Below are 23590 nucleotides of genomic sequence, written 5' to 3' on the forward strand. Positions count from 1 at the left end.
AGCCATGAGTCGCATTCGAAACGATTTGTGTCATCTATCGGTCAAATTTGAAGCATTTGCGACCTCGGATGGTCTGAACTCTGATTTCCGTAATCGATTGTTTGCCCTTTCGTGTGATATGACGACAATCAACGAGGCGGGGGCGGCACATTTGATGGTTGTGTCGAGGTCCTCCATCCGTCGTGGGGAACGTTCGTGAAATCGCGCTCGGCACCTGTTTCGCAGATTGTCGGACCGCTGAAATCGGCGGCGCAGCGTTTCGCCTATTCGGCACTTGTGCTGCTTTCGGTTGCGATCATGATCGTCGGGCGCGCCGACCAGGCGTTGATCGAGCGGATCCGGACGCAGGTCAACGACGTCATGGCGCCGGTGCTGGAGGCGATGACCCAGCCCGTCACCGCCGTGAGCGATACGGTGGCGCATTTCCATGCCCTGGCCGAGCTCTATCGCGAGAACGAGCGCCTGCGTGCCGAGAACGCGGCGCTGCTGCAGTGGCAGCAAGTGGCTCACCGGCTCGACAATGAGAACGCGGGTCTGCGCAGCCTGCTCAATTATCAGCCGGACGGCTCCACCTGGTTCATCACCGCCCGCGTCATCGGCACCTCGGGCGGCGCGTTCTCGCGCAACCTGCTGGTCAACCGCGGCACGCTCGACAGCGTTGCCAAGGGCCAGGCGGCCGCGGGCGGCACCGGCCTCATCGGCCGTGTCACCGAGGTCGGCGAGCGCGCGGCCCGCGTGCTGATGATCACGGACCTGAACTCGCGGATCCCGGTCGTCGTCGGCGGCAGCGACGAGCATGCGATCCTGGCCGGCGACAATACCGACCGGCCGCAATTGGCCTATCTGGGCGCTCACGCCAAGATCAATGTCGGCGACCGGGTGGTGACGTCGGGCGATGGGGGCGTGTTCCCGCCGGGCATGCCGATCGGCACGGTCGCCGCCGTCGAGGGCGGCAACATCCGGGTCGAGCCGTTCGCGGATCTGAGCCGCGTCGAATATCTGCGTATCGTCGATTTCGGCCTGTCGGGCGTGCTGCCGCCCGACGCGGTGCCGCAGCCAAAGGCGCCGAAGCGGCCGAAGGGCGATGCGGGGAAGGGCGAGGCCGGTCCCACGCCATGAAGGCCAAGCCGGTCGAGACGGTCGACGGCATCGGCCAGAGGCTGGTGCCGACCGCCTTCACGCTGGTGCTCGCCATCCTGTCCGTGATACCCGTCGACATTCCGGGCTATGCCCAGGTGACGCCCGACTACGTACTGATGTCGATCTATTACTGGACGATCTATCGACCGGACCATCTGCCTTACCTGGTGGTGTTCCTGGTCGGGTTGCTGATCGATCTCTTGACCTTCGGGCCGCCGGGGGTGACGCCGTTCGCGCTTCTGACCGTGCGCGCGATCGTGCTGACCCAGCGCAAATTCTTCGTCGGCAAGAACTTCCCGATCCTGTGGTGGGGCTTCGTGCTGGCGACCGTCGCCGTCACCCTGCTGCGCTGGGGCATGGGCGCGCTCTATAGCGGGCACCTGCCCGATCCGCGCAGCTTCGCGTTCCAGGCGGTGCTGACCGCGGCGTTCTATCCGATGCTGTCCTGGGTCTTCTCGCGCGTGCAGCGGGTGATGTCGTCGTGAAGCCGCGCCCGCTCGCCCAGGACAAGAGCCGTTACAAGGTCCTGACCCGCCGCACGCTGATGCTGGGCGGCATTCAGCTGGGCCTCGTGGGGGCGCTCACCGCCCGCATGTATTACCTGCAGGTGCTGCAGGCCGACAAATACAAGGTGCTGGCCGAGGAGAACCGGATCAATCTCCGGCTGCTGGCGCCGCAGCGCGGGCGCATCCTCGACCGGTTCGGCGTGCCGCTCGCGGTCAACCAGCAGAGCTACCGGGTCGTCCTCGTCGCCGAGCAGGCGGGCGACATCGACAGTACGTTGAACGCGATCGGCACCCTCATCCCGCTCGGCGACAACGAGCGCCATCGGGTGCTGCGCGAGATCAAGAGCAAGCACTCCTTCGTGCCGATCGTCGTGCGCGAGAATCTCTCGTGGGAGGAGGTCGCCCGCATCGAGGTCAATGTCCCGGAACTGCCCGGCGTGCAGATCGAGGTCGGGCGCAACCGCTACTATCCGTTCGCCGACCGGACGAGCCATATTACCGGTTACGTGGCGCCGGTCTCGGAGAAGGAACTGACCGGCGATCCGCTGATGGAGCTGCCGGACTTCCGCATCGGCAAGTCGGGCATTGAGAAATCGATGGATCTGGAGCTGCGCGGCACCGCCGGCACCAGCCAGATCGAGGTCAATGCGTTCGGCCGCGTCGTGCGCGAGATCAGCCGTGACGACGGTCAGCCGGGCCAGGAGGTCGCAACTACGCTCGACATGGCGCTGCAGGACTTCACCATGCGGCGCCTGCGGTCGGAGGAGGCGGCGACCTGTATCGTGATGGACGTGGTGACGGGCGAGATCCTGACCATGGCCTCCTCGCCGTCCTATGACGCGAACAGCTTCACGCACGGCCTCAAGGCGTCGGTCTGGAACGCGCTCAACACCGACCCGCATACGCCGCTCTACAACAAGGCGACCCAGGGCGTGAACCCGCCGGGCTCGACCTTCAAACCGGTCGTCGCCATGGCGGCGCTCGACTCCGGCGTCATCACGCCCGACTTCCGGGTGAATTGCCCAGGCGTCTTCACGCTCGGCGACCATGAATACCACTGCTGGCGCCACGGCGGGCACGGCACGCTCGACCTGCACGGCGGCTTGAAGAATTCCTGCGACGTCTATTTCTACGAGGTCGCCATGCGGGTCGGCGTCGACCGGGTCGCCGCCATGGCGCACCGGCTCGGCATGGGCGAGCTCACCGGCATCGACATCCCGAACGAGCGGCCGGGCAACATCCCGACGCGCGCCTGGAAGCTCAAGAAATTCGGCGTGCGCTGGGTCGACGGCGACACGCCGTCGATCGGCATCGGCCAGGGCTATATCGCGGTGACGCCGCTGCAGCTCGTGACCATGCTGTCGCGCATCATCTCGAACCGGGCGCTGGTGCCGCATCTGGAGCGCCAGCCCGGCATCATGGAGGCGGGCAAGCCGTTCGATCCCGACTTCGGCGCCAAGGACTATCCGTCGCTGGGCTTCAACCCCGCCCATATCAATGCCGTGCTCTCCGGCATGAACGCCGTCACGAACGAGCTTGGCGGCACCGCCTATGGCGCGCGCATTACCGATCCGGGCATGGAGATGGGCGGCAAGTCCGGCACCTCGCAATTCCGCCAGATCACCGCCGCCGAGCGCGAGCGCGGCATCAAGAAGGGCGAGCAGCTGCCGTGGAAGGACCGCGAGCATGCGCTGTTCATCGCTTTCGCGCCGGTCGGCAACCCGCGTTATGCCTGCGCCGTGTTCATCGAGCACGGCATCGCCGGCGGCAAATATGCGGCCCCCATCGCGCGCGACGTGCTGCGCGAGTGCCAGCGGCGCGACCCGTCGCGGCGCGTGCCGCCCGACCCGCTGATCGTGGCGGACGCGGGTGCCGCCTCGACCCCGGACAAGACACCATGAGCTTCGGCGCCGAGCGCGGCCATACGCCGGACTTCGCCGAGAAGCTGCGCAGCATCAACTGGGGCCTGATCTTCCTGCTGAGCGCCATCGCCGGCATCGGCTTCATGGTGCTCTATTCGGCGGCGAACGCCAGCTTCGACCCCTGGGCGTCGAAGTCGATGATCCGCTACGCCATTTCGCTGGCGTTGCTCCTGGGCGTGGCGATCGTCGACATCCGTTTCTGGCTCAAGGCCGCCTATCCGATCTATGTGGTCGGGCTCGTGCTGCTGGTCGCGGTCGACCTGCATGGGCGCACGGGTCTCGGCGCCCAGCGCTGGATCGAGCTCGGCCCCCTGTCGCTGCAGCCGTCGGAGCTGATGAAGATCGGCCTCGTCATGGTGCTGGCGCGGTATTTCAACACGCGCACGGTCGAGGAGGTCGGGCGGCCGCTGCATCTTCTCTATCCGCTCCTGCTGCTGCTGGTGCCGGCGGCGCTGGTGATGAAGCAGCCCGACCTGGGCACGGCGATGATGCTGGTCATGTCGACCGGCGGCATCTTCTTCCTGGCCGGCGTCCGGCTCTGGAAATTCGCGATCGCGATCGCGGCCGGCGCGGGCCTGGTGCCGATCGCCTTCGGCTTCATGCGCGACTATCAGAAGAAGCGCATCCTCACTTTCCTCAATCCGGAGAACGACAGCCTGGGGGCCGGCTATCACATCACCCAGTCCAAGATCGCGCTCGGCTCCGGCGGCATGTGGGGCAAGGGCTACCTGCAGGGCACGCAGAGCCACCTCAATTTCCTGCCCGAGAAGCATACCGACTTCATCTTCACCATGTTCGCCGAGGAATTTGGCATGGCCGGCGGCTGCGTGCTCCTGGCACTCTACGCGCTGGTTGTGGCCTATGGCTGCGCGATTGGGCTCAGGAGCCGCAACCATTTCGGCCGCATGCTGGCGTTGGGCATCACGCTCAACTTCTTCCTCTATGTCTTCATCAACACGGCGATGGTGATGGGCCTCATCCCCGTGGTGGGCGTGCCGCTGCCGCTCATCTCCTACGGCGGCACGGCGATGCTGACGCTCATGTTCGGCTTCGGCCTCGTCATCAGCGTCTATATCCACCGCGACGTGCGCATCAACCGGCGTGGCGAGTCGGAGAGCTAGTGCCAAGCCTTTTCCGCGCATCCCCCGCATGCAAAGCCGTGCTGGACAGCCGCGCGGATATTTCCTATAGAAGCGCTCCTTCGGTTGCCCCGGAGCCCAGGTAGCTCAGTTGGTAGAGCATGCGACTGAAAATCGCAGTGTCGGTGGTTCGATTCCGCCCCTGGGCACCATTCCCATGATTTTTCAATGTTATCAATGAGTTGCGATTTCCGGGTTGGGAATCGAATTGGGGAGTCTCATCATCCCCTAACACACTTCACTGATTTTATTTGATTTCCTGCCTCGGGCGGTCATGCCGAAAGGGCGTGCACCGAAAAAATGGCAGGCGTCAGGTCGGGTTGATGGTGCCGTCCTCGACAAGAGCGACGGTCATGCCGGCAGACAATCTGAACGCGCCGAAATCCTCCTTGGTGATCTGTCGAAGGACGTTCAGAGCAGGCTCGCGAGCGATCCCTATGCTCCATTTGGCAGCGTTCATCCGAACCTGGATGTTTGGGTGATTGAATAGCTTGGTCAGTTCCAGGCGTGCCGCGATACCTCGTCGCCGGAGTTCCTTGCTGATCTCATTTTGCTGTCTGATAAGATGGTTCGCCGACTTTACTTCATCGTTCAGTGTCAAAGGATACTGTCTCTCGCCCAGTGAAGCAAAAAGTGAGACGAGTTCATCGACTGTCATCTTGTCGAGTTTCATTTTAAGACCCCCACGGTTCGTAGGCCCATCAGCCCAACTCTTCTGCGTTCATCATAGCCTTTTCCCTGAAGATATTCCCGAGGCGTCATTAAATTGCCTTCCGTATCGACAAACGCTGGATCTGGCGTCTGGTACCAAGAATTGAGTTCCCAATGCTTCAATGTGGGAATGCTGACAAGATTCTCCCCGGAAGCGATCAATTGTGTCGGAATTTCGCCGCTGCGTCCTGACGCCTGTTCCACGATGTGATGGACATCATATCCCCGGCGTGCCGGTCCTTGTGCCGCCGCTTCGAGATCCTCAAGCGGTTGCGGTGGATCGATATAAGCCTGGATGTAGGGACCATAATCATGGACCCACACAGCGATCTGCGCCGCATTCAGCAACAAGCCAACGGGGCCGCCGGCGATGTCTTCGCCGGCCATGATCGCAGCGCGCTTCGCGGCCCAGCCCGCAACCATTTTGATGACTTGCCAACGGGAGGAAGGCCCGGGATCTTCCGCCGGCACCGGCGGCACATCGTCGAAGAGCGGAGGGCCGCCATTGTGGCCGATGCCGGGACGGTCGGGCACGGGATCAGGCGGCGATGCCGCCGGCTTGCCCCGAAATCGCCCGCCATCGGTCGTGCCCTTGGGCCAGCGCGGATGGTCATCGGGGTCCCAGTTGCCTGCTTTGTCGAGCCGGTCGGCGGCTTCGGCGAAACGGTCGAAGCTCGACGCCAAGTCCGAGACGAAGCGCCGATCCCACAGCGCCATCCGTTTGGCGATCGACATCTCGGGGACATTGATGCCGAGGCGGGTCGCGACCGCTGCGGCCAGCATGGCGCCCTCCGGTGACCATGTCGCCGCGTCCGCCCGGTCGAGGCACCGCTGGGCGGCCGGTTCGTCGCCCGACGTCAGATGCCCGGCAGCCTGAGCAACATGCATCGGCACCGGTCGACCGACGATCTCCGGCCCCAGGACTTGCTCAGCCAGAAGCGCATGGCTTCGGGCGAAGTCGGCTGGATGGTCACGCCGCGCCGCTCGGTTAGCGGGATGCCCGGCCAGAGCCAGACGGCCGATGCCTTCGCCAGCAGAAGCCTGGGCCGCGTGGACACGTGACAAGACGCCTGCGTGATCGATATGACCTGCATTGAGAATCCTCGGGACTGTCGAGCAAAAGAAAACCGCCGGCGGCGTTAGCCGCGGCGGTTTTGAAGCGGTGGAAGCACGCTCGGCGCGGCTTCACCATGCTCGGCCATTTGACCGACTTAATTCGCGGGATTAGGTAGCAAGCGCCACCGAACGGACGCTAATTGTTTGAATTTTCTTGACCTTTCGCGAGCTGAAGGGATGCCTGAAATGCACCTCCAGGACGTTCAGCAGTAAGCATGGTGAACAAGAAGCCGACGGGCGAGTCGGGAGTCTTGATCTTGTAAATCAGAGAGCGGGCCTGACCTGACGCCGTAGGCACCGTTTTGTCCTCCACTACGGACATTTCGATTCCAGGCCGGGCGACACCTTCCATCATCTTCTTGAAGTTGCTCTCGACCTCTCCTGGGTCCGCCGTGCGCGCCCATACTGCACAAGCTTCGGTAGTTCCTCGAATTGAAAGAGCAAAGCTCCCACTATCGCTGGGCACAAACCATGCACCACCCTTGCTGCCCGGCCCGACGAATATGGACAGCGGCATATCCGCTGTAATGGCCGGAAGGTGTTTCTCGTTCACCCATGCACGAACTTGCTCCGGCTTGCCCATATTCGGCACACAGGCGTTCACGAATAGCCTGGTGACGAGCGATGCCCCAGAGTCAGCAGCGAATGCGCCGTGGGAAGCTGAAACGATGAACCCTATCGACAAGGCGAGTTGCTTCAGGACACGAACGGAATATCGATTGCCAGCAACGGGTGAAACTCTTGCCTTCACTCTGCTCTCCCATGTGCATTGCGCTCAACACCATGGCCACGTCGAGCTACGATCGCAAGGCGATCGACAAATTCGCTTTTTTGTGTATGGTTCACATCATGCTTTGGATGATAGCCCACGCTGACTGACACCAGACCCGGCAAGCCGGGTCGCTTTCGTTTGTGCCGTGGTCTTGCCGTCGAGGCTCCAAAGATGCCCGCTCCCATCCCCCGCATTTCGCCGCTGTCCGCCGTGATCGTCCCGGTCGGGGGCTTGGCTATATGCCGCCCTGCGCCGTCCGGCGCGGGGGTGCTGAGCCATGGCGCAGCACTACCTGCTATCAAGGAAATGCCGGACCCTGCCGCTGCATCGGGTCTTCCGCATGTCCGAGGAAGCCGCCTACAAGTGGTTCCTCCGCGCTCGCTGGCCCGAGACCGACGGCGTCCCGTACTGCCCGCGGTGCGGCGTCACCGACGCCTGGGAGACGCGCCGCCGCCGCTTCAAGTGCCGCGCGAAGGACTGCCGTTGCGAGTTCAGCGTGACCAGCGGGACAATCTTCGCCCATCACAAGCTGCCGTTCCGCCAGTTGCTCGCCGCCATCGCGCTCTCGGCCCATGCCGTGAAAGGCAAGGCGGCGCTCCAGGTCGCACGCGAGCTGGGCGTCCAGTACAAGACCGCTTGGGCCAACCTGATGAAGCTCCGTGAAGCGATCGCCGCCGAGCGCGCCTCGCTGATGCTCGAAGGCACCGTCGAGGTCGACGGCATGTACGTCGGCGGCCACATCCGGCCGGAGAATCGCGCCGAAGACCGCATCGACCGGCGCCTTCGCGAGAACCAGACCGGCAAGCGCAAGTGCGTCATTGCCATCCGCCAGCGCAACGGCCGCATCGTCACGGCGATCACAAAGACGGAGGACGCGGCCGTCATCATGCCGCTGCTTCAACGCTACGCGAGACATGCGCACGTGGTCGTCGCCGACGAGCACCACGCCTACAATCAGGTGGCGGCGGTGTTCGAGGAGGTCGAGCGCGTCAACCACAGCCTCGCTTACCGGAGCGAGGCTGGCGTCTCGACGAATCAGGTCGAGAGCTTCTTCAGCCGTGTGCGGCGCGGCGAGTGGGGCACCTTCCATCACATCGCGAGCCAGTATCTGGACTGGTACGCGTTCGAGATGGCCTGGCGCGAGGACCATCGCCGAACCGACATGCGCACCCTCGTGCGGGGCATGCTGTCGAAGGCGATGGGACATCGGACGAGCCGCTGGTTATGCGGCTACTGGCAGGGTAACCATCCGCCGAAAGACGCCTTCATGGTCGTCGTGCCGTAGACGTCAGCCGACCTGGCGCAGCGGCGCCCGCCACAGCACGCGTTTGTCGCCGTCGGTGCGGATGCCCTCGACGACCTTGGTCCGCTCCAGGCCATTCAGGATCGTGCGGACGCGCTGAACGAGCGCGTCGAACTTGCGCTTGTCGTCGGCGGGCAGCTCCTTGGCATCAACGACGGCGGACGCAATCGCCGAGGTGGCCATCGGCTCGACCGCGGACCGGATGAGCTTCCCGATGATGGAGGTGAGTTCGCTGGCAGGCAGCATCGAGGACGGCTTTCTAGCCTGGGCCTTCGGGCGCTTTCCAACGGTCTGGGGCGTGTAAGTCGGATCGAAGATCAGCGCGGCCCGGTCCAGAACCTCAATGTCGTCCAGTAGCTTTCGCTTCTCACCTTCAAGCGTGTCCGCTCGGTCGAGCAGCACGGCGCGCTTCAGCAAGATTTCCTTGGGAACGGCATTCACGGCCATGGTCAGATCCTTGTGAGGAAGGGATCTGAATCATATCCGGAATGGCTTCGCCAAATCGGTGGCAGTTGCTACCTAATCCCGTTAATTCGGAACGGTCAAGTGAAAAGAACAAATAGAGAACATCGGCCGTTTCGGGACCGCGCTTCGCTTATTCGGTCCGGAAGCCACCACAATCGCAAACCTTTACGGAGGCGACGTCACTCCCGCCGACACCTGCCCGCAATGCTTGTTCCGTTACTCAAAATGACTATAATGACTATAATGACTATAATGATCTTCTCTTTGAGATGGGAGTGTCGGCCATGTCCATTGAAACATGGACACTCGCTGAGGCGAAGGCGAAGTTCAGCGAGGTCGTCGACAAGGCGCGGGCGAGCGGTCCGCAGACCATCACGAAGAACGGTCGTGTTGCTGTCGTCGTGGTGTCTGCGGAGGAATGGGAACGGAAGACCCGCCGGCCCGGCAATCTGGCCGAGTTCTTCGCGGAATCCCCCTTGCGCAGTTCGACCCTTGAGGTCTCTCGGACGAAGGATGCCCCGCGCGAGATCGATCTGTGAATTTTCTGCTCGACACCAACGTCGTGTCGGAGTGGACGAAGCCGCGCCCCGATAGCGGCGTCGTGGCCTGGCTCGCCGACGCGGACGAGGATCGTGTGTTCATCAGCGTCGTGACGCTGGCGGAGCTGCGTCACGGGATCGAGCGGATGCCTTCGGGTGCCCGACGAGACCGGCTCGATGCCTGGCTCATCGGCGAGATGCCCGCGCGCTTCGAGGCTCGCGTGTTGCCGGTCGATGCGGGCACGGCCGATTGCTGGGGCCGCATCATGGCGCGGGGACAGGCCGCCGGCCGCCCCGTCGGCACGATGGATGCCTTCATCGCCGCGACGGCGGAGCAGCACGGCCTCACGCTCGTCACCCGCAATGTCTCCGACTTCGACGCCCTTGGCATTCGATTGATCAACCCTTGGAGCGATGCCTGAGCCGCGATCAGGGAAAGAATGCCAGCGCCTGGCCATTGAGGCGCGGCAGTGTCACGACGGCGCCGAGGCACCGGCCGGTCGTGAAGTCGAAGGCTACGACCTCGTCGCGGGCGACGCAGTAGAGGTGCCCGTCGGGCCCGAAGCGCAGGCCGCGCGGCTTCAAGAATCGAGCCGTTCGGCCGGGCGAGAAGACGCGGACGAGCCGGCCGTCGCGCGCGGCATATTCCCGGATCGTGGTAACGGCGTCGGGCGCGCCGAACGGGCGCTCGCTCGAGACGACGACATTGCCGGTAGGCGCCAGGATGAGATCGAGCGGGCTCAGTTCCGGGTCCGCGACATGCCAGCGCGGCAGAGGCGCGCCGTTCGGGGCGAATGCGCGGATCGCGTTGTCGCCCGTGCCGTCCGGGCCGATGCCGGACGCGAGAAACAGCCGGCCGTCCGGGGCGAAGGCAAAGCCACGCGGAAACGGCACGATGCCTGGCGGTAGCACGAGCGTGCCCGGCGCGTCGAGGGCAGGGGCGAAGGCCATGATTGCGCGTGCGCTGCGCAGCCCGACGCTATAGCGGCCGTCCGCGCCGAAGTTGCCGCCGCCGGCGTTGAGCCCGTCGATCGGGCCGCTGTCGCGTACGACCGTGCCGCGCGCATCGAGCGCCAGCACGCGGTCGCTGCCGCTGTTGAGGAACAGGAGGCCGGCAACGCGGTCGACGCCGAGGCCGCGCGGATCGGCAATGCGGCGGTCGGTGCTGAAGGCCCCGAGCGATTGGCCGTCAGGCGCGAAAGCGAGGAGCGCGCCGTGGCCGTCGCCGTTGGCGCCTGCTGCGCTGGTGACGAGCAGGGGCATGTCTTCCTTGGGGCTCGAGGCGTTGTGCTGGCATGGCGCATCGGCCGCCCGGTCGGGCGGCCGATCCGGTTGCGGCCGTCAGTCCGCGGCGGCCGCCGTCGCGTCGTGGAACGGGTAGTCGACATAGCCCCGCCCGTCGCCGCCATAGAACGTGTCCCGGTCATAGCGGTTGAGCGGCAGGTTCAGCCGCAGCCGCTCCGGCAGGTCCGGGTTGGCGATGAAATGGCGACCGAAGGCGACCAGATCCGCGGTTCCGGCCTCGACGATCTCGATCGCCTTCTGGCGGTCGAAGCCACCGGCGGCGATGATCGTGCCGCGATAGATCGGGCGCAGATGCTGGGCCGCGAGCGGGGCGACACCCTCCTGGATCTCCTCGATGCCCTTGATGCGCGGCTCGATGATGTGGAGATAGGCGAGGCCGAAGCGGTTCAGCTGTTTCACCAGATAGCCGAAGGTCGCCGCCGGGTCGCTGTCGTGCATCGAGCCGTACTGGCCGCTCGGCGACAGGCGGACGGCCACGCGATTGCCGCCCCAGACCGAGACCAGAGCGTCCACCACCTCGAGCATGAACCGGGCCCGGTTCTCGATCGGCCCGCCATAGTCGTCCGTGCGCTTGTTGGTGCCGTCCTCCAGGAACTGGTCGGGCAGGTAGCCGTTGGCGCCGTGCAACTCGACGCCGTCGAAACCGGCCGCGAGCGCGCGTTCCGCACCCTTGCGGAATTCCTCGACGATGCCCGGGATCTCGTGTCGTTCGAGGGCGCGGGGCATCGAGAACGGCACCGGCCCGTCCGCGGCATAGGCCTCGCCCTCCGCCTGGAGCGCCGACGGCGCCACCGGGGCCTCGCCGTTCGGCTGCAGCGACGGGTGCGACTGCCGGCCGACGTGCCAGAGTTGCAGGAAGATGCGCCCGCCCCTGGCATGGACCGCGTCGGTCACGCGCCGCCAGCCGGCGATCTGCCGGTCGTCATAGATGCCGGGCGCGCCGGCATAGCCATTGCCGCGCACCGAAACCGGGGTCGCCTCGGAGACGATGAGCCCGCCCTGGCTTGCGCGCTGGCTGTAGTACTCGACCATCAGGTCGCCCGGGATGTCGCCCGGTTCCGAGCGCATGCGCGTGAGCGGCGCCATCACGACGCGGTGCGCGATCTCGTAGGGGCCGATTTTCACCGGCGAGAACAGCTTCGACATGGGACTATTCCTTGATGAAGGGAGAGGCGGTCAGGCGGCCGGCTTGGTCCATTCGTTGCCGCGCATGAAGCCGTCGAGCTCGGTATGGGCGATGTGGTTCGTGTAGTTGCTCATCACCTTGGTCGCGACGCCGAGGACGACCTCGAGCACGTTCTGCCGGGTGTAGCCGGCGGCGATGAAGGCATCCGTGTCCGCGTCGGAAACCCAGCCGCGGTTGCGCACGACGAGCGTCGCGAAGCGATGCAGCGCCTCGAGCTTGGCATCGGGGATCGCCGTGCCGTTGCGCAGTGCCTCGATCGCGGCAGGGGCCATCTTCTGCATCTTGGCGAGCGTCGTGTGGCCGGCCATGCAGTAATGGCACTCGTTCTCGAAGTTGGCGGTCAGATAGACGACCTGCTGCTCATGCGGCGTCAGCGTCGTCTTCGAGAACAGATCCCAGAGTGTCGAGTAACCGGCCAGAAGCTCCGGCGATTCCGCCATATTCGCTTGCAGGTTCGGCACGAAGCCGAAGGCGGCTTTGGTTGCGGCGAGCGCCGGCTTGGCGGCTTCGGGCGCGGTCTCTTCCGTGTACTTGGTGAAGCGGGTCATGATCGATCTCCTTGATGGACGTCGTTGTCGACGAGCCAAATCTAGTTTCTGGATCGGTGGCGAATAGCCGGGCCGGCCGACTATCAATTATTCCGGTTGGGAATGTTCCCGACGACGGCGCAGGCCGGCGAGCGCCGCCAGCAGCTGGCGCGGCTCGATGCAGTCCCGGCAGGTCGTGTCGATGAGCGACAGGACGATTCGGCCGTCGCGATCGACGACATACGTCGCCGGCATCGTCCGGCTCTGTCCCGAGGGGTGTGGGCGCGCGAGGTCCAGGCCATAGGCCCGGGCGACCTTGCCGTCGTGATCCTGGCCGGCCGGGAACGGCAGGCTGCTGAGGTCCGGTCCGGCAGCCTCCGCCCGGTATGGCGGCACGATCACGACGATCGTGGCGCCGTGCTGCGCGACCTCGGGCTGAAGGGCGGAGAGCGCCTCGAACGCAGCGCTGTCAAAGGGGCTGCGCTGGAAGCAGATGATCGCCGGGCCCCTCTCCAGCAGGTGCTGCAGGACGACGGTGCCGCCCAGCACCTCCGGCAGGGCGAAATCAGGCGCGATCTGCCCGGCCTTCACGGCCGATCGGGTGACGTCGAGCTCGACCATCGGCTGCCTTCCTTATCGTCGAGCGCTCTGCGCCGACGGCTGTTTAGAGCTGCGTTGCGGCATGCCGGCTCACGTGATAAGCCCCATTCCCGGGAGGAATATTCATGGACCGTATGACCGCCATGGAGACGTTCGTCCGGGTCGTCGAAAGCGGCTCGTTCTCGGTCGCGGCCCGCCATCTGCGCGTCGGCCAGCCGGCGGTTTCCAAGACCGTGGCCCAGCTCGAGGACCGGCTCGGCGTCAAGCTGCTCACCCGTTCGACGCGCGGGCTCACGACGACCGAGGCCGGGCAGAGCTACTACGAGCGGGCGAAGCGCGCGATCGAGGAGGCCGACGAGGCCGACCTCGCCGCACGCGGTGCCGGCACGAGCCTATCCGGCCGCCTCCGGGTCTGCGCGGCGGTGACCTTCGCCAGCCTCCACATCATCCCGCGACTGCCGAAGTTCCTGGCCGAGCATCCGGACCTGGAACTCGAGGTCGTGCTCGACGACCGCAACATCGACCTCATCCAGGACGGCATCGACGTCGCGTTCCGCATGGGCACGCTTGCCGACTCCGCCCTGACGGCGCGCCGGATCGCCCGTGGCCGGCGCCTCGTCGTCGGCACACCCGCCTATCTTGTGCGGGTCGGCATGCCGCAGGTTCCGGGCGACCTCGTCGGCCATCAGTCGATCATCTACCTGCAGCAGGGCGACGACGCTGCCTGGACTTTCCGGCAGGGCAGCGCCGAGACCGCGGTCGCCATGAAGAGCCGGCTCAAGGTTACGGCCGCCGAAGGCGTGCGCGCCGCGGTGTTCGCCGACCTCGGCCTCGCCGTCGCCTCGGAGTGGATGTTCGCGCCGGAACTGGCGTCCGGACGGGTTCTGGCCGTGCTGACGGATTGGGAGCTGCCGCCGGTCGATCTCTCGGCGGTCTTCCCGGCCGGCCGCATCGCGACGGCCAAGGCCCGCGCGTTCGTCGCATTCCTGGAGGAAGCACTGGCCGGCAAGGCCGACATCTAGCGACCCGGGCGCCGTCGCGGCGCCCGGGTTTGCCCGGTCAGGCGTTGACGGTGGCGATCCGGTCGAGCGCCGGCAGTAGCTCCTCCGGGTCCGGCCGGCGGGTATAGTCCGGGTTGACCTCGGCATAGAGGATCGTTCCGTCCTGGCCGATGACGAACCGGCCTGGCATCGGCAGGGTCCAGCTGTCGTCGCCGTTGAAGTTCGGCAGGTCGTTCTTCAGACTCTTATAGAGCTCGACCAGATAGTCGGGCAGCGCGAAGCGGAGGCCGAAGGCGCCGGCAACGTTGTTGTGCGTGTCGGACAGGATCGGGAAGCCGAGGCTGTTCTGGCGCGCCGACTTGCGGCTGTTGGGCGCGGTCTGCGGCGAGATCGCGACCAGGCTCGCACCCCGGCGCTGGAATTCCGGCAGCGCCGCCTGGAGCGCCTGCAGCTCCATATTGCAGTACGGGCACCAGACGCCGCGGTAGAAGCTCACGACCAGCGGGCCGTTCTGCAGCAGGGCGAGCGACGAGACCTCGTTGCCTTCCGGGTCCTTGAGCGTGAAGGCGGGCGCCTTGTCGCCGACCTTGAGCGTGCGTTTGGCGGCGCCGGATGCGATCAGCTCGCGGGTCGCGCGGTGCATCGTCTCGATGACCGAGTGCGGCACGCTGTAGGGCGGCTTGCCCGCTTCGAAATCGGCCTTGAAAGCGTCGAGCTTGGCCTGGAGCGTCATCTTGGGTTCCTCATCTGTTGGCTGCCGCCCGAGCGGCGATCACGTGAGGAAGATGACGGCCATGCCCGTTCCCAGGTAGGCGGGGCGCAAGACTAAACCTTATTCCCGAGGGGAATGGTGCGCGCGACCTTCTAGGCCGATCCTACAGATCACGCGGTCAGAGCAGCAGGCGTGCGTGATGCGCCACGTGGTCGGCGACAAAGCTCTGGATGAACCAGTAGCTGTGGTCGTAGTCCTCGTGGCGGCGCAGCGTCAGTTCCTGGCCGGAGAGGGCCGCCGCTTCCTCGAGCCGCTCCGGACGCAGCTGGATCTCGAGGAACTGATCGCTCAGGCCCTGGTCGACCAGGATCGGGCCGGGATAGGGCCGCTTCGCCATGAGCAGGCTCGCGTCCCACTCCGCCCAGCGGGCGCGGTCGGGGCCTAGATAATACGAAAACGCCTTCTCGCCCCAGGGCACGGCGACGGGATTGGTGATCGGCGCGAAGGCCGACACCGACTGCCACAGCGCCGGCTGGCGCAAGGCCGAGACGAGCGCGCCGTGCCCGCCCATGGAATGGCCGAAGATGCCGCGGCGGCCCGGCCGGACCGGGAAATTCGCCTCGACGAGCGCCGGCAGCTCGCGGTTCACGTAAGTCGCCATCCGATAGTGGCGAGACCACGGCTCGGCGGTTGCATCGAGATAGAAGCCGGCGCCCGTGCCGAAGTCCCAGCTGTCGTCCTCGCCGGGCAGGTTGGCGCCGCGCGGGCTCGTGTCGCAGGCGACGAGCGCCAGGCCGTGGCCGGCCGCCACCCGCTGGGCGCCCGCCTTGATCGCGAACGTCTCCTCGGTGCAGGTGAGGCCGGCGAGATAATAGAGCGCCGGGACCGGCCCGCGGGCCGCCTGGGGTGGCAGATAGACCGCGAACGCCATGTCCGTGCCGGTCGCCTCGGACCGGTGGGTGTAGAAACCCATGCGGCCGCCGAAGCAGCGCTGCTCGCTGCGGGTCGAGAGGGTCATCGCGCGTATCCTCCGAGCACTGGAACCCGGAATTCTAGCGACGGTCATCGCTGGGCGGAAGCCGGGCGCCTCTGCGACTTTCGTAGGGTTTGACGGCAGCGGGCGGCACGGGCCAGTGTCGCCGATTGGTCGGAGTAGGGCCGATGAACGAATTCGTCGCCGTCATCCTGATCTGCCTCAATACCGTCGCGATCGACCGCTGCACGGAAGAGACCGCGGCCGACGTGATGTCGACGGTCGTCCAGAACGAGCTTGGCTGCGCCACCGGCTGGCAGGACGTCGTCGCCCGTTCGCCGCTCGGCAAGGAGGTCGGCACGACGGCCTATGTCAGGACGATCTGCCGCCGTCAGCCGCCGGCCAAGAAGTGAGGGGCGGGCGGGCCGCCCAGCCGCCGCCGGATCGTGTTCGCGAGATCGAGCGCCGGCGGACCGCCCGCGCGGCGCAACGGTGCCGGTACGCTCACCGTGTCGATGACGCGGGCCGGATCGCGCGATAGCAGCAGGATGCGGTCGGCAAGCGATGCCGCCTCGCCCAGGTCGTGGGTCACGAGCAGCATTGCCGCCGGCCGCGCCCGCCAGGCGTCGAGCAGCACCTGTCGCGCCGTCGCTGCCGCCGCCTCGTCCAGCGAGACGAAGGGCTCGTCGAGCAGCACCAGGTCCGGCTCGACGACGAGCGCACGGGCGAGCGCCAGCCGGCGCGCCATGCCGAGCGACAGTTCGGAGGCAAAGGCATCGCGCGCCGCGGCGAGGCCCAGTCGTTCAAGCAGCCGGTCGCGCGCGGCGGCGTCGCCGCCCGGCGGCCGCACCAAATCGAGATTTTGCCGGACCGTACGCCAGGGCAGCAGGCGCGGGGCCTGGAACACGGTGCCCATCCTGGGTGCAGCACTGCCGTGCCAGCGCACCGTGCCGCGATAGTTCGGGTCGAGACCACCGACGATGCGGAGCAGCGTGGTCTTGCCGCAGCCGGACGGGCCGACGATCGCCAGGATCTCGCCCGCGTCGAGCGTGAAGGCGAGCGGTCCCAGGATCGACCGGCCGCCGAAGCGTTTCTCTGCGATCTCGACCGAGAGGATCATCGGCGCCACCGGTTGACGCGCCGCTCGAGCGGCAGCATGACGCTCCACTCGAACGCCTGCATGACCAGGATGAAGGCGAGCGTGTAGGCCAGCAGGCGCGGCACGTCGAACAGCTGGAAATAGAGCTGGATGCGGAAGCCGACGCCGCTGCCGCGGCCCAAGAGCTCGACCACGAGCACGATCTTCCAGATGAGCGACAGGCCGTTGCGCGCCGCGGCGAAGAAATAGGGCGTGAGCTGCGGCAGGATGACGTGGCGCAGCGTGCGCCACCGTGTCATGCCGAAGCTCCGCGCCATCTCGTCGAGCTCGCGGTCGACGGCGCGGCGGCCCTCGCGGATCGTGACCGCCGTCTGCGGCAGCTTGTTGAGCGCCACCGCCGCGACCGCCGCCCCTTCGTTGAGGCCGAACCAGATGTAGAGCAGCACGATCAGCACGAGCGCCGGCACGTTGAGCAGGACCGTAAGCCAGCTTTCGAAGAAATGATCGACCCGTGGCCAGCGGCCCATCGCGAGGCCGAGCGCGCTGCCCAGCACCATCGACAGCAGGAAGGCGGCTGCGACCCGGCCGAGCGTCACCGCGAGGTCGCCGGGCAGTGGGCCGGTCAGGATCTCCCGGCCCAGCACGCCGAAGACCGTGCTGGCCGGCGGCAGCATGCGGTCGTGGACGAGCTGGCCGGCGGCCTCCCATATGACAACGAGCAGCAGCGGCGACAGGAGCCGCAACCGTGGGAGCCGTCCGAGGGGCGGCGCCACGCCTAGTAGGCCGCGCCCGGCCAGAACGTGCCGGGCGCGATCGTCTTTGCCGCGCCGACCAGCGTCGGTCCGCCGATCTCAGCCAGCACCTCGAACAGCCGTTCCGCCGCGTCCTGCTCTTGCGTCCCCCAATGGGTCGGGATGCCGCGGCGATACCAGGTCTTGAGGCGTTCGAGCTCGGCATCGTCGGCGGCGCCGGTCAAGGGTGCCAGCGCACGCCATTCGGCATCATCCGTCGCGAGGCGCCGCCGCGCCTCAGCGACCGCACTCAGGAAGCCGTCGACGGCAGCCCTATTCCGCGTGGCCCATTTCTCTGAGAAGACATAGCCCACGACCGGCACCGTGGCCGAGATGCCGAGCGCGCTTATCGCCGCGTCCATGGTGAGCATCGCGCGCATGCCCGCGGCCTCCGCCTTGGCGACGAACGGCCAGAAGGTCAGCATCGCGTCGAGGCGTCCGGCCTTGAGCTCCTCTGCGATCAGTGGCGGCGCGCCGAAGCTCTTGTCGACTGCGGTGTCGAGATCGATGCCGTGCGTGCGCTCAGCATAGGCACGCAAGATGAGCCAGCTCTTGTCGAGCGGGCTGCCGGCGACGCCGAGCTTGCGGCCGGGCAGGTCGGCGACGCTCTGGATCGGCGAGGCGGCTGGCACGACGAGGCCGCCCACTGCGTTCGAGAAGGGCGTGAAGCACCAGTCGGCGCCCTCGCTGCGCTGCCGGCTGACCCACAGCCAGTCGAGCGCCACCATGTCGACCTTGCCGGCCTGGAGCGCCACCTGGGTCGCCTGGGCGGCGGCGAACTCGACCGGCTCGACGGCAACGCCGGCCGCCGTGTCGAAGCCGTGCCGGCGCACCACGTCCAGCTCCCACGAGACGGTCCCGAAGCGCAGGACGCCGATGCGGATCGATGCCGCCGCAGCGCCGGCTGCGGGCGTCGGGGCTGCATGGGCCGCTAAAGGGGCCGACAGCAGGGCCAGCAGCACTGCTCGGCGATCGAGCCTCATCGCACCTTTCCCCCCGGCACCTGTCATTTGGGCGTCCCGTCGAACCTTGACCGATCCGCTCCGTCCATTCGAGGCCGTGCTGTCGGGCGAAGTCAATGCCGGCCCCCCTTTGGGTCCACCATGATCTGGTCGTCCAACAGGAATCTCAGGCCGCGCGTCCAGGACTCGTCGGTATTGCCGCGGATGTCGACGCTGCCCGAGCGGACCCGGGCGCCGGTCCGGGCATCCTCGATCGCGAGATTGATGTTCAGGATCAGGTTGCTGACCTTCTGGACCCACATGACCGCCGCCTGGCGTGCTCCCGCCTGCCGGGCGAGCGGCAGCTCGCAGCCATTGCAATGGAGCGGGTCCGGCCCCTGGTCGAGCGTCGCCTGCACCGCCGTCGTGTCGACCACGCGGTAGCGGCCGGAGCGCGACAAGGCGTCGCGCAACTGATCGCCGAGCCGGCGGGCGCGATCGCGTTCCTCCGCCGTCGTGGCGGCCGGCGAGGTGTTGATCAGCAGCACGTCGAACACAGCGATCGGCACGGGCGGCTTGGCAGACGCCTCTAAAATCAAGGCGACGGCTGACAAAATGCCGAAGCGGACGATCGGACGCATCACCGGGGGCCGGCTCCTCGCGAAGAGGGGTTCGACCGGTCAGGATAAGCCGCTCCACGATTTCCCCCACTGGCCAATAGTCCTATGGCATTGCCCGAAAACGACGTTGCAGTATCTTCGGTCAGCGAGGACGACTGACGCTCCGCGAACAGGGGCGTGACCGGCCAGAAGAACGAGAGCCAGAAGAACGAGACCGGCGGCGTCGAGGGGCGGCGTCAAGGGAGGGAGATGGATGCAGCTTCGGCTCGGTCCCTGGACGATTGGTCTCGCGATCTCAGGAATGGTCTGGATGACGGCGGCGGCCCAGACGGCGACAGCGCCAGGGGCGGCTGCGCCCCCAGCGACCGCTGCACCTCCAGCGGCGGCGGCACCGGCGGCTACGGTCGAGCTCGCCTACCTGGGACTCGCGGTCAAGCGAACGCTGCCGCTCAGCTATCTCGACCAGCCGCCGACCGATGACGGCCTCCAGGGCGCCCGGCTCGGGCTCGCCGACGACCAGACGACCGGGCGCTTCATCCAGCAGAACTACCACCTGACCGAGGCGACGGCGCCCGACGAGGACGGCGTGGTGGCCGCGTTCGAGCGGCTGGCCGCGGCCGGCGAGAAGATCTTCATCACGGACCTGCCGGCGCCGCTCCTCATCCGCATCGCCGATCTGCCCCAGGCCAAGGACGTGACCCTGCTGGATGCGACGGCGGAAGACGACATGCTGCGCGCCGACGGCTGCCGGGCGAACGTGCTGCACCTGCTGCCGAGCCGGGCCATGCTGGCCGATGCGCTGATGCAGTACCTGGCCGTCAAGAAATGGCGCAACATCCTGCTCGTCTCGGGGCCCAATCCCGAGGACAAGGCCTATGCCGACGCGATCCGCCACGCCGCGGCGAAATTCCAGATCCATATCGTCGCCGACAAGCCCTGGACCTATGACCCCGGCGCCCGACGCACCGACACGGGCCATTACGCGATCGAGGCGGAGGTCGCGCGCTTCACGCAAGGGCTGAGCTACGACGTGCTGGTCGTGGCCGACGAGGGCGATAATTTCGGCGACGACCTTGCCTATCGCCAGACCGACGCGCGTCCCGTCGCCGGGACCCAGGGCCTGGTGCCGAGCGCCTGGGCCCGGCCGTTCGAGCAATGGGGCGGCACGCAACTGCAGAGCCGGTTCCTGAAGCAGGCGGGGCGCTGGATGACCGACCGGGACTACGGCGCCTGGATGGCGGTTCGGGCGATCGGCGAGGCGGCGGCGCACGGCGGCAGCACCGATCCCCAGGCGATCGGGCAGTTCATGCGCGGGGCGAATTTCGAACTGGCGGCATTCAAGGGCGCCCGGTTGAGCTTCCGCGCCTGGGACGGCCAGCTGCGTCAGCCGGTGCTGCTCGCCGACGCCCGCTCGCTCGTCTCGGTCTCGCCCCAGCCGGGCTTCCTGCATCAATTTTCCGAGCTCGACACGCTCGGCGTCGACCAGCCGGAGACGTCATGCCACATGAAATAAGGGGGGCTTGCGAGTCCAGCGGCACGACCCTCACCCGCCTCGCTCCGCTCGGCACCCTCTCCCGCGGGCGCGGGAGAGGGAGGGTGAGGGTGGTCTTGGCGATCGGAACGGCGCTGCTTCTGCTTGCCCGCCCCGCCATGGCCGAGCGGCTGTTCGTCTCGAACGAGAAGGACAACACCATCACCGTGCTCGACGGCAAGTCGCTGACCACGATCAAGACCGTGCCGGTCGGCGCGCGCCCGCGTGGCATCATCCTCTCGAAGGATGCCAAGAGCCTGTTCATCTGCACGAGCGATGCGGACCATATCGAGGTGCTCGACCTCGCGAGCCTGACCGTGACGCAAACCCTGCCGAGCGGGCCCGATCCCGAGACGTTCACGATCAGCCCCGACGGCAAATACCTCTACGTCTCGAACGAGAACGACAACATGGTCTCGGTCGTCGACATCGGCGCGAGCCAGATCGCCAACGAGATTCCGGTCGGCGTCGAGCCTGAGGGCATGGGCATCAGCCCGGATGGCAAGACGCTCGTCAACACATCCGAGACGACCAGCATGGCCCATTTCATCGACACGGCGAGCCACCAGGTGATCGCCAACGTGCTGGTCGACAGTCGCCCGCGCGTCGCGCGCTGGACCAAGGATGCGAAACAGGTCTGGGTGTCGTCCGAGGTCGGCGGCACGGTCTCGGTCATCGATGCGGCGCAGCACAAGGTGATCAAGAAGATCAGCTTCGCGATCCCGGGCGTGCCCACGGAATCGATTCAGCCGGTCGGCGTCCTGCTCACATCCGACGGCAAGCTCGCCTTCGTGGCGCTGGGCCCGGCCAACCGGGTCGCGGTTGTCGATGCTGAGACCTACGAGGTCAAGAAATACCTGCTGGTCGGCCAGCGCGTCTGGCAACTCGCCTTCTCCGACGATGAGCATTGGCTCTACACCACGAACGGCGTCAGCAACGACATGTCGGTGATCGACGTGCCGGCGCTCAAGGTGACGAAATCGGTGCCGGTTGGCCGGCTGCCCTGGGGCGTGGTGGTGGCGCCTTGATGCTGTCTGCCGCCGTATCGCCCTCCGCGCCCCAAGCCTCGTCCCTGGCTGTCCCGGCGCTTTCGGTCGAAGACGTGAGCCACGCGTTCGGCGCGCGCCAGGCGCTCGACAAAGTCGCGTTCGCGCTGGCGCCGGGTGACTTCACCGTGCTCTTGGGCCTGAACGGCGCCGGCAAGACGACGCTCTTCTCGCTGGCGACCGGCCTCTATCACTGCCGGCGCGGCCGCATCGCCGTCTTCGGCCATGACATCGTCACCGATCCCTCGCCGGCGCTGGCCAGCATCGGCGTCGTGTTCCAGCAGCCGACCCTCGACCTCGATCTCACGATCGAGCAGAACCTCTACTACCACGCCTCGCTCCACGGCATGGCGCGCTCGGCCGCGGCACCCCGTATCGCGGCAGAGCTCGAGCGCGTCGGGCTTGCGGCCCGGCGCCGCGACCGGATCCGGCAATTGTCCGGCGGGCAGCGGCGGCGGGTGGAGCTCGCCCGGGCCCTCGTCCACGGGCCGGCGCTGCTCCTGCTCGACGAGCCGACGGTCGGGCTCGACATGGAGAGCCGGGCCTTCCTGCTCGATCATGTCCGCCGGCTCTGCGCCGAGCGGCGCCTCGCGGTGCTGTGGGCGACCCATCTGATCGACGAGGCCGGGCCCGATGCCCGGGCGATCGTGCTGCACGGCGGGCGGGTGCTGGCCGACGGCGCGGTGCCGCAGATCCTGCGCGATGCCGGCACCACCACCCTCAAGGCAGCGTTCGAACGGTTGGTCGCCGGCGCCTCGTCCATGGGGAAGCCGTCGTGACCGGCGCGCCGATGGCGGCGGTCGGCAAGGTGACCGAGGCGGCGCCGGTGCCGCGACTCGGGCCGGCGCATTATGCCCGCTGCCTCGCCGGCATCGTCCGGCGCGAGGCGCTGCGCTGGGTCCATCAGCGCAGCCGCTTCGTCTCGGCGCTCGTCCGCCCGCTCGTCTGGCTCGGCGTCTTCGCGGCCGGCTTCCGCTTCGTGCTCGGCGTCTCGATCATCCCGCCCTACGACACCTACATCCCCTACGAGGTCTATATCGCGCCGGGCCTGATCGCGATGATCCTCCTGTTCCAGGGCATGCAGAGCTCGCTCTCCATGGTCTACGACCGCGAGATGGGCAGCATGCGGCTCCTGATGGTAAGCCCGCTGCCGCGCTGGTTCCTGCTCACGGCAAAGCTCATTGCCGGCACCATCGTCTCGATCGTGCAGGCCTATATCTTCCTCGCCATCGCCTGGTTCTGGGAGATCGAGCCGCCGGTCTGGGGCTATGTCGCGGTGCTGCCGGCGCTGGCGCTGTCGGGCCTCATGCTGGGGGCGCTGGGCCTGGTGCTGTCGTCCTTCATCCGCCAGCTCGAGAATTTCGCCGGCGTCATGAACTTCGTCATCTTCCCGATGTTTTTCGCCTCCTCGGCGCTCTATCCGCTGTGGCACGTCAAGGAGGCGAGCCTCACGCTCTATTGGATCTGCCAGGTGAACCCGTTCAGCCATGCGACCGAGCTCGTCCGCTTCGCGCTCTACGGCCAGGTCGACTGGCTCGCGGCCGGCATCGTCGTGGCCTTCCTGGTGATTTTCATGGCGCTCGCGGTCTATGGCTACGATCCGGGGCGCGGCCTGGTGCAGCGGCGGGGCGGGGCGGAATGAGCG

At 66.7% G+C, this 23590-nt stretch carries 28 protein-coding genes and 1 tRNA gene; 15 read left to right on the plus strand and 14 right to left on the minus strand.

Translation table 11 applies throughout. The annotated features are described in order from the left end of the window. The first annotated feature begins 195 nt into the window (after positions 1-195). From mreC to IEY58_RS01800, 5 genes are all read left to right on the plus strand, one after another. Positions 196-1119 carry a rod shape-determining protein MreC gene (gene mreC / locus IEY58_RS01780; RefSeq protein WP_189041814.1) on the plus strand — a complete coding sequence of 308 codons (924 nt, stop codon included), beginning with the start codon at positions 196-198 and terminating at the stop codon, positions 1117-1119. Next, positions 1116-1625 carry a rod shape-determining protein MreD gene (gene mreD / locus IEY58_RS01785; protein ID WP_189041816.1) on the plus strand — a complete coding sequence of 170 codons (510 nt, stop codon included), beginning with the start codon at positions 1116-1118 and terminating at the stop codon, positions 1623-1625. Before mreC ends, mreD begins: the two co-directional genes overlap by 4 nt. Beyond that, positions 1622-3547 carry a penicillin-binding protein 2 gene (mrdA, locus tag IEY58_RS01790; RefSeq protein WP_308422376.1) on the plus strand — a complete coding sequence of 642 codons (1926 nt, stop codon included), beginning with the start codon at positions 1622-1624 and terminating at the stop codon, positions 3545-3547. The genes mreD and mrdA overlap by 4 nt, the downstream gene beginning before the upstream one ends. Continuing rightward, entirely contained in the window at positions 3544-4689 is a 1146-nt protein-coding gene (gene rodA, locus IEY58_RS01795; RefSeq protein ID WP_189041817.1) for a rod shape-determining protein RodA, read from the plus strand. Before mrdA ends, rodA begins: the two co-directional genes overlap by 4 nt. Positions 4690-4783: 94 nt before the next feature. Next, a tRNA-Phe gene (locus IEY58_RS01800) sits at positions 4784-4859 on the plus strand. Between the two features lie 158 nt (positions 4860-5017). On the opposite strand, the gene IEY58_RS01805 is transcribed toward IEY58_RS01800, so the two are convergent. Together IEY58_RS01805 and IEY58_RS01810 are read right to left on the minus strand one after the other, a co-directional pair. Beyond that, positions 5018-5380 carry a DUF2019 domain-containing protein gene (locus IEY58_RS01805; RefSeq protein WP_189041819.1) on the minus strand — a complete coding sequence of 121 codons (363 nt, stop codon included), beginning with the start codon at positions 5378-5380 and terminating at the stop codon, positions 5018-5020. After that, positions 5377-6201, minus strand: a complete 825-nt coding sequence (locus IEY58_RS01810) for a hypothetical protein (RefSeq protein ID WP_189041821.1) — start codon at positions 6199-6201, stop codon at positions 5377-5379. The genes IEY58_RS01805 and IEY58_RS01810 overlap by 4 nt, the downstream gene beginning before the upstream one ends. A 78-nt stretch (positions 6202-6279) precedes the next feature. Between IEY58_RS01810 and IEY58_RS01815 the strand changes: the two genes are divergently transcribed. Beyond that, positions 6280-6480 carry a hypothetical protein gene (locus tag IEY58_RS01815; protein ID WP_189041823.1) on the plus strand — a complete coding sequence of 67 codons (201 nt, stop codon included), beginning with the start codon at positions 6280-6282 and terminating at the stop codon, positions 6478-6480. Positions 6481-6670: 190 nt separating this feature from the next. Here IEY58_RS01815 and IEY58_RS01820 read toward each other — a convergent pair whose 3' ends face one another. Further along, the gene (locus IEY58_RS01820) at positions 6671-7285 is read right to left on the minus strand and encodes an NMCC_0638 family (lipo)protein (RefSeq protein WP_189041825.1); all 615 of its coding nucleotides are present in this window, start codon (positions 7283-7285) and stop codon (positions 6671-6673) included. A gap of 298 nt (positions 7286-7583) precedes the next feature. Here IEY58_RS01820 and IEY58_RS01825 point away from each other — a divergent pair, with 298 nt between their 5' ends. Further along, complete coding sequence (locus tag IEY58_RS01825; protein WP_189041827.1) at positions 7584-8591, plus strand: IS1595 family transposase; 1008 nt, start codon at positions 7584-7586, stop codon at positions 8589-8591. A gap of 3 nt (positions 8592-8594) precedes the next feature. Here IEY58_RS01825 and IEY58_RS01830 read toward each other — a convergent pair whose 3' ends face one another. Beyond that, positions 8595-9056: a hypothetical protein gene (locus tag IEY58_RS01830; RefSeq protein WP_189041829.1), complete on the minus strand. Its 462-nt coding sequence runs from the start codon at positions 9054-9056 to the stop codon at positions 8595-8597. 302 nt (positions 9057-9358) lie between these two features. Here IEY58_RS01830 and IEY58_RS01835 point away from each other — a divergent pair, with 302 nt between their 5' ends. Next, the gene (locus IEY58_RS01835; protein WP_229743422.1) at positions 9359-9613 is read left to right on the plus strand and encodes a type II toxin-antitoxin system Phd/YefM family antitoxin; all 255 of its coding nucleotides are present in this window, start codon (positions 9359-9361) and stop codon (positions 9611-9613) included. After that, entirely contained in the window at positions 9610-10035 is a 426-nt protein-coding gene (locus IEY58_RS01840) for a type II toxin-antitoxin system VapC family toxin (RefSeq protein WP_189041833.1), read from the plus strand. The genes IEY58_RS01835 and IEY58_RS01840 overlap by 4 nt, the downstream gene beginning before the upstream one ends. Before the next feature lie 7 nt (positions 10036-10042). Here the strand turns inward: IEY58_RS01840 and IEY58_RS01845 are convergent, their stop codons facing one another. The 4 genes from IEY58_RS01845 to IEY58_RS01860 form a co-directional block, all read right to left on the minus strand. Continuing rightward, positions 10043-10876, minus strand: a complete 834-nt coding sequence (locus IEY58_RS01845; RefSeq protein ID WP_189041835.1) for an NHL repeat-containing protein — start codon at positions 10874-10876, stop codon at positions 10043-10045. 78 nt (positions 10877-10954) lie between these two features. Further along, positions 10955-12064: an alkene reductase gene (locus tag IEY58_RS01850; RefSeq protein ID WP_189041837.1), complete on the minus strand. Its 1110-nt coding sequence runs from the start codon at positions 12062-12064 to the stop codon at positions 10955-10957. Between the two features lie 30 nt (positions 12065-12094). Continuing rightward, complete coding sequence (locus tag IEY58_RS01855) at positions 12095-12652, minus strand: carboxymuconolactone decarboxylase family protein (protein ID WP_189041839.1); 558 nt, start codon at positions 12650-12652, stop codon at positions 12095-12097. A gap of 87 nt (positions 12653-12739) precedes the next feature. Further along, positions 12740-13252 (minus strand): redoxin domain-containing protein, encoded by a 513-nt coding sequence (locus tag IEY58_RS01860; RefSeq protein WP_189041841.1) that lies wholly within the window; start codon positions 13250-13252, stop codon positions 12740-12742. A 104-nt stretch (positions 13253-13356) separates the two neighbouring features. Here IEY58_RS01860 and IEY58_RS01865 point away from each other — a divergent pair, with 104 nt between their 5' ends. Further along, complete coding sequence (locus tag IEY58_RS01865) at positions 13357-14253, plus strand: LysR family transcriptional regulator (RefSeq protein WP_189041843.1); 897 nt, start codon at positions 13357-13359, stop codon at positions 14251-14253. Between the two features lie 37 nt (positions 14254-14290). Here the strand turns inward: IEY58_RS01865 and IEY58_RS01870 are convergent, their stop codons facing one another. Continuing rightward, entirely contained in the window at positions 14291-14965 is a 675-nt protein-coding gene (locus IEY58_RS01870; protein WP_189041845.1) for a peroxiredoxin-like family protein, read from the minus strand. A gap of 157 nt (positions 14966-15122) precedes the next feature. Continuing rightward, positions 15123-15962 carry an S-formylglutathione hydrolase gene (gene fghA, locus IEY58_RS01875; protein ID WP_189041847.1) on the minus strand — a complete coding sequence of 280 codons (840 nt, stop codon included), beginning with the start codon at positions 15960-15962 and terminating at the stop codon, positions 15123-15125. Positions 15963-16105: 143 nt separating this feature from the next. On the opposite strand from fghA, the gene IEY58_RS01880 reads away from it, so the two are divergent. Next, positions 16106-16330, plus strand: coding sequence for a hypothetical protein (locus IEY58_RS01880; protein WP_189041849.1), 225 nt, complete (start codon positions 16106-16108; stop codon positions 16328-16330). Here IEY58_RS01880 and IEY58_RS01885 read toward each other — a convergent pair. From IEY58_RS01885 to IEY58_RS01900, 4 genes are all read right to left on the minus strand, one after another. Continuing rightward, entirely contained in the window at positions 16309-17037 is a 729-nt protein-coding gene (locus IEY58_RS01885; protein WP_229743456.1) for an ABC transporter ATP-binding protein, read from the minus strand. The genes IEY58_RS01880 and IEY58_RS01885 overlap by 22 nt on opposite strands. After that, positions 17034-17759: an ABC transporter permease gene (locus IEY58_RS01890; protein WP_229743423.1), complete on the minus strand. Its 726-nt coding sequence runs from the start codon at positions 17757-17759 to the stop codon at positions 17034-17036. The genes IEY58_RS01885 and IEY58_RS01890 overlap by 4 nt, the downstream gene beginning before the upstream one ends. A 32-nt stretch (positions 17760-17791) precedes the next feature. Continuing rightward, the gene (locus IEY58_RS01895) at positions 17792-18790 is read right to left on the minus strand and encodes an ABC transporter substrate-binding protein (protein WP_189041853.1); all 999 of its coding nucleotides are present in this window, start codon (positions 18788-18790) and stop codon (positions 17792-17794) included. A gap of 92 nt (positions 18791-18882) precedes the next feature. Further along, positions 18883-19389, minus strand: a complete 507-nt coding sequence (locus tag IEY58_RS01900) for a DUF3280 domain-containing protein (RefSeq protein ID WP_189041855.1) — start codon at positions 19387-19389, stop codon at positions 18883-18885. A gap of 232 nt (positions 19390-19621) precedes the next feature. Here IEY58_RS01900 and IEY58_RS01905 point away from each other — a divergent pair, with 232 nt between their 5' ends. From IEY58_RS01905 to IEY58_RS01920, 4 genes are all read left to right on the plus strand, one after another. Then, positions 19622-20881, plus strand: coding sequence for an ABC transporter substrate-binding protein (locus IEY58_RS01905; protein WP_189041857.1), 1260 nt, complete (start codon positions 19622-19624; stop codon positions 20879-20881). Between the two features lie 89 nt (positions 20882-20970). Next, entirely contained in the window at positions 20971-21927 is a 957-nt protein-coding gene (locus tag IEY58_RS01910) for a YVTN family beta-propeller repeat protein (RefSeq protein ID WP_268237542.1), read from the plus strand. Beyond that, complete coding sequence (locus IEY58_RS01915; RefSeq protein WP_189041861.1) at positions 21927-22724, plus strand: ABC transporter ATP-binding protein; 798 nt, start codon at positions 21927-21929, stop codon at positions 22722-22724. The genes IEY58_RS01910 and IEY58_RS01915 overlap by 1 nt, the downstream gene beginning before the upstream one ends. Beyond that, positions 22721-23587, plus strand: coding sequence for an ABC transporter permease (locus tag IEY58_RS01920; protein ID WP_229743424.1), 867 nt, complete (start codon positions 22721-22723; stop codon positions 23585-23587). Before IEY58_RS01915 ends, IEY58_RS01920 begins: the two co-directional genes overlap by 4 nt. Positions 23588-23590: the final 3 nt, after the last annotated feature.

The organism is Aliidongia dinghuensis (assembly GCF_014643535.1).
In the GTDB taxonomy this organism is placed as follows: domain Bacteria; phylum Pseudomonadota; class Alphaproteobacteria; order ATCC43930; family CGMCC-115725; genus Aliidongia; species Aliidongia dinghuensis.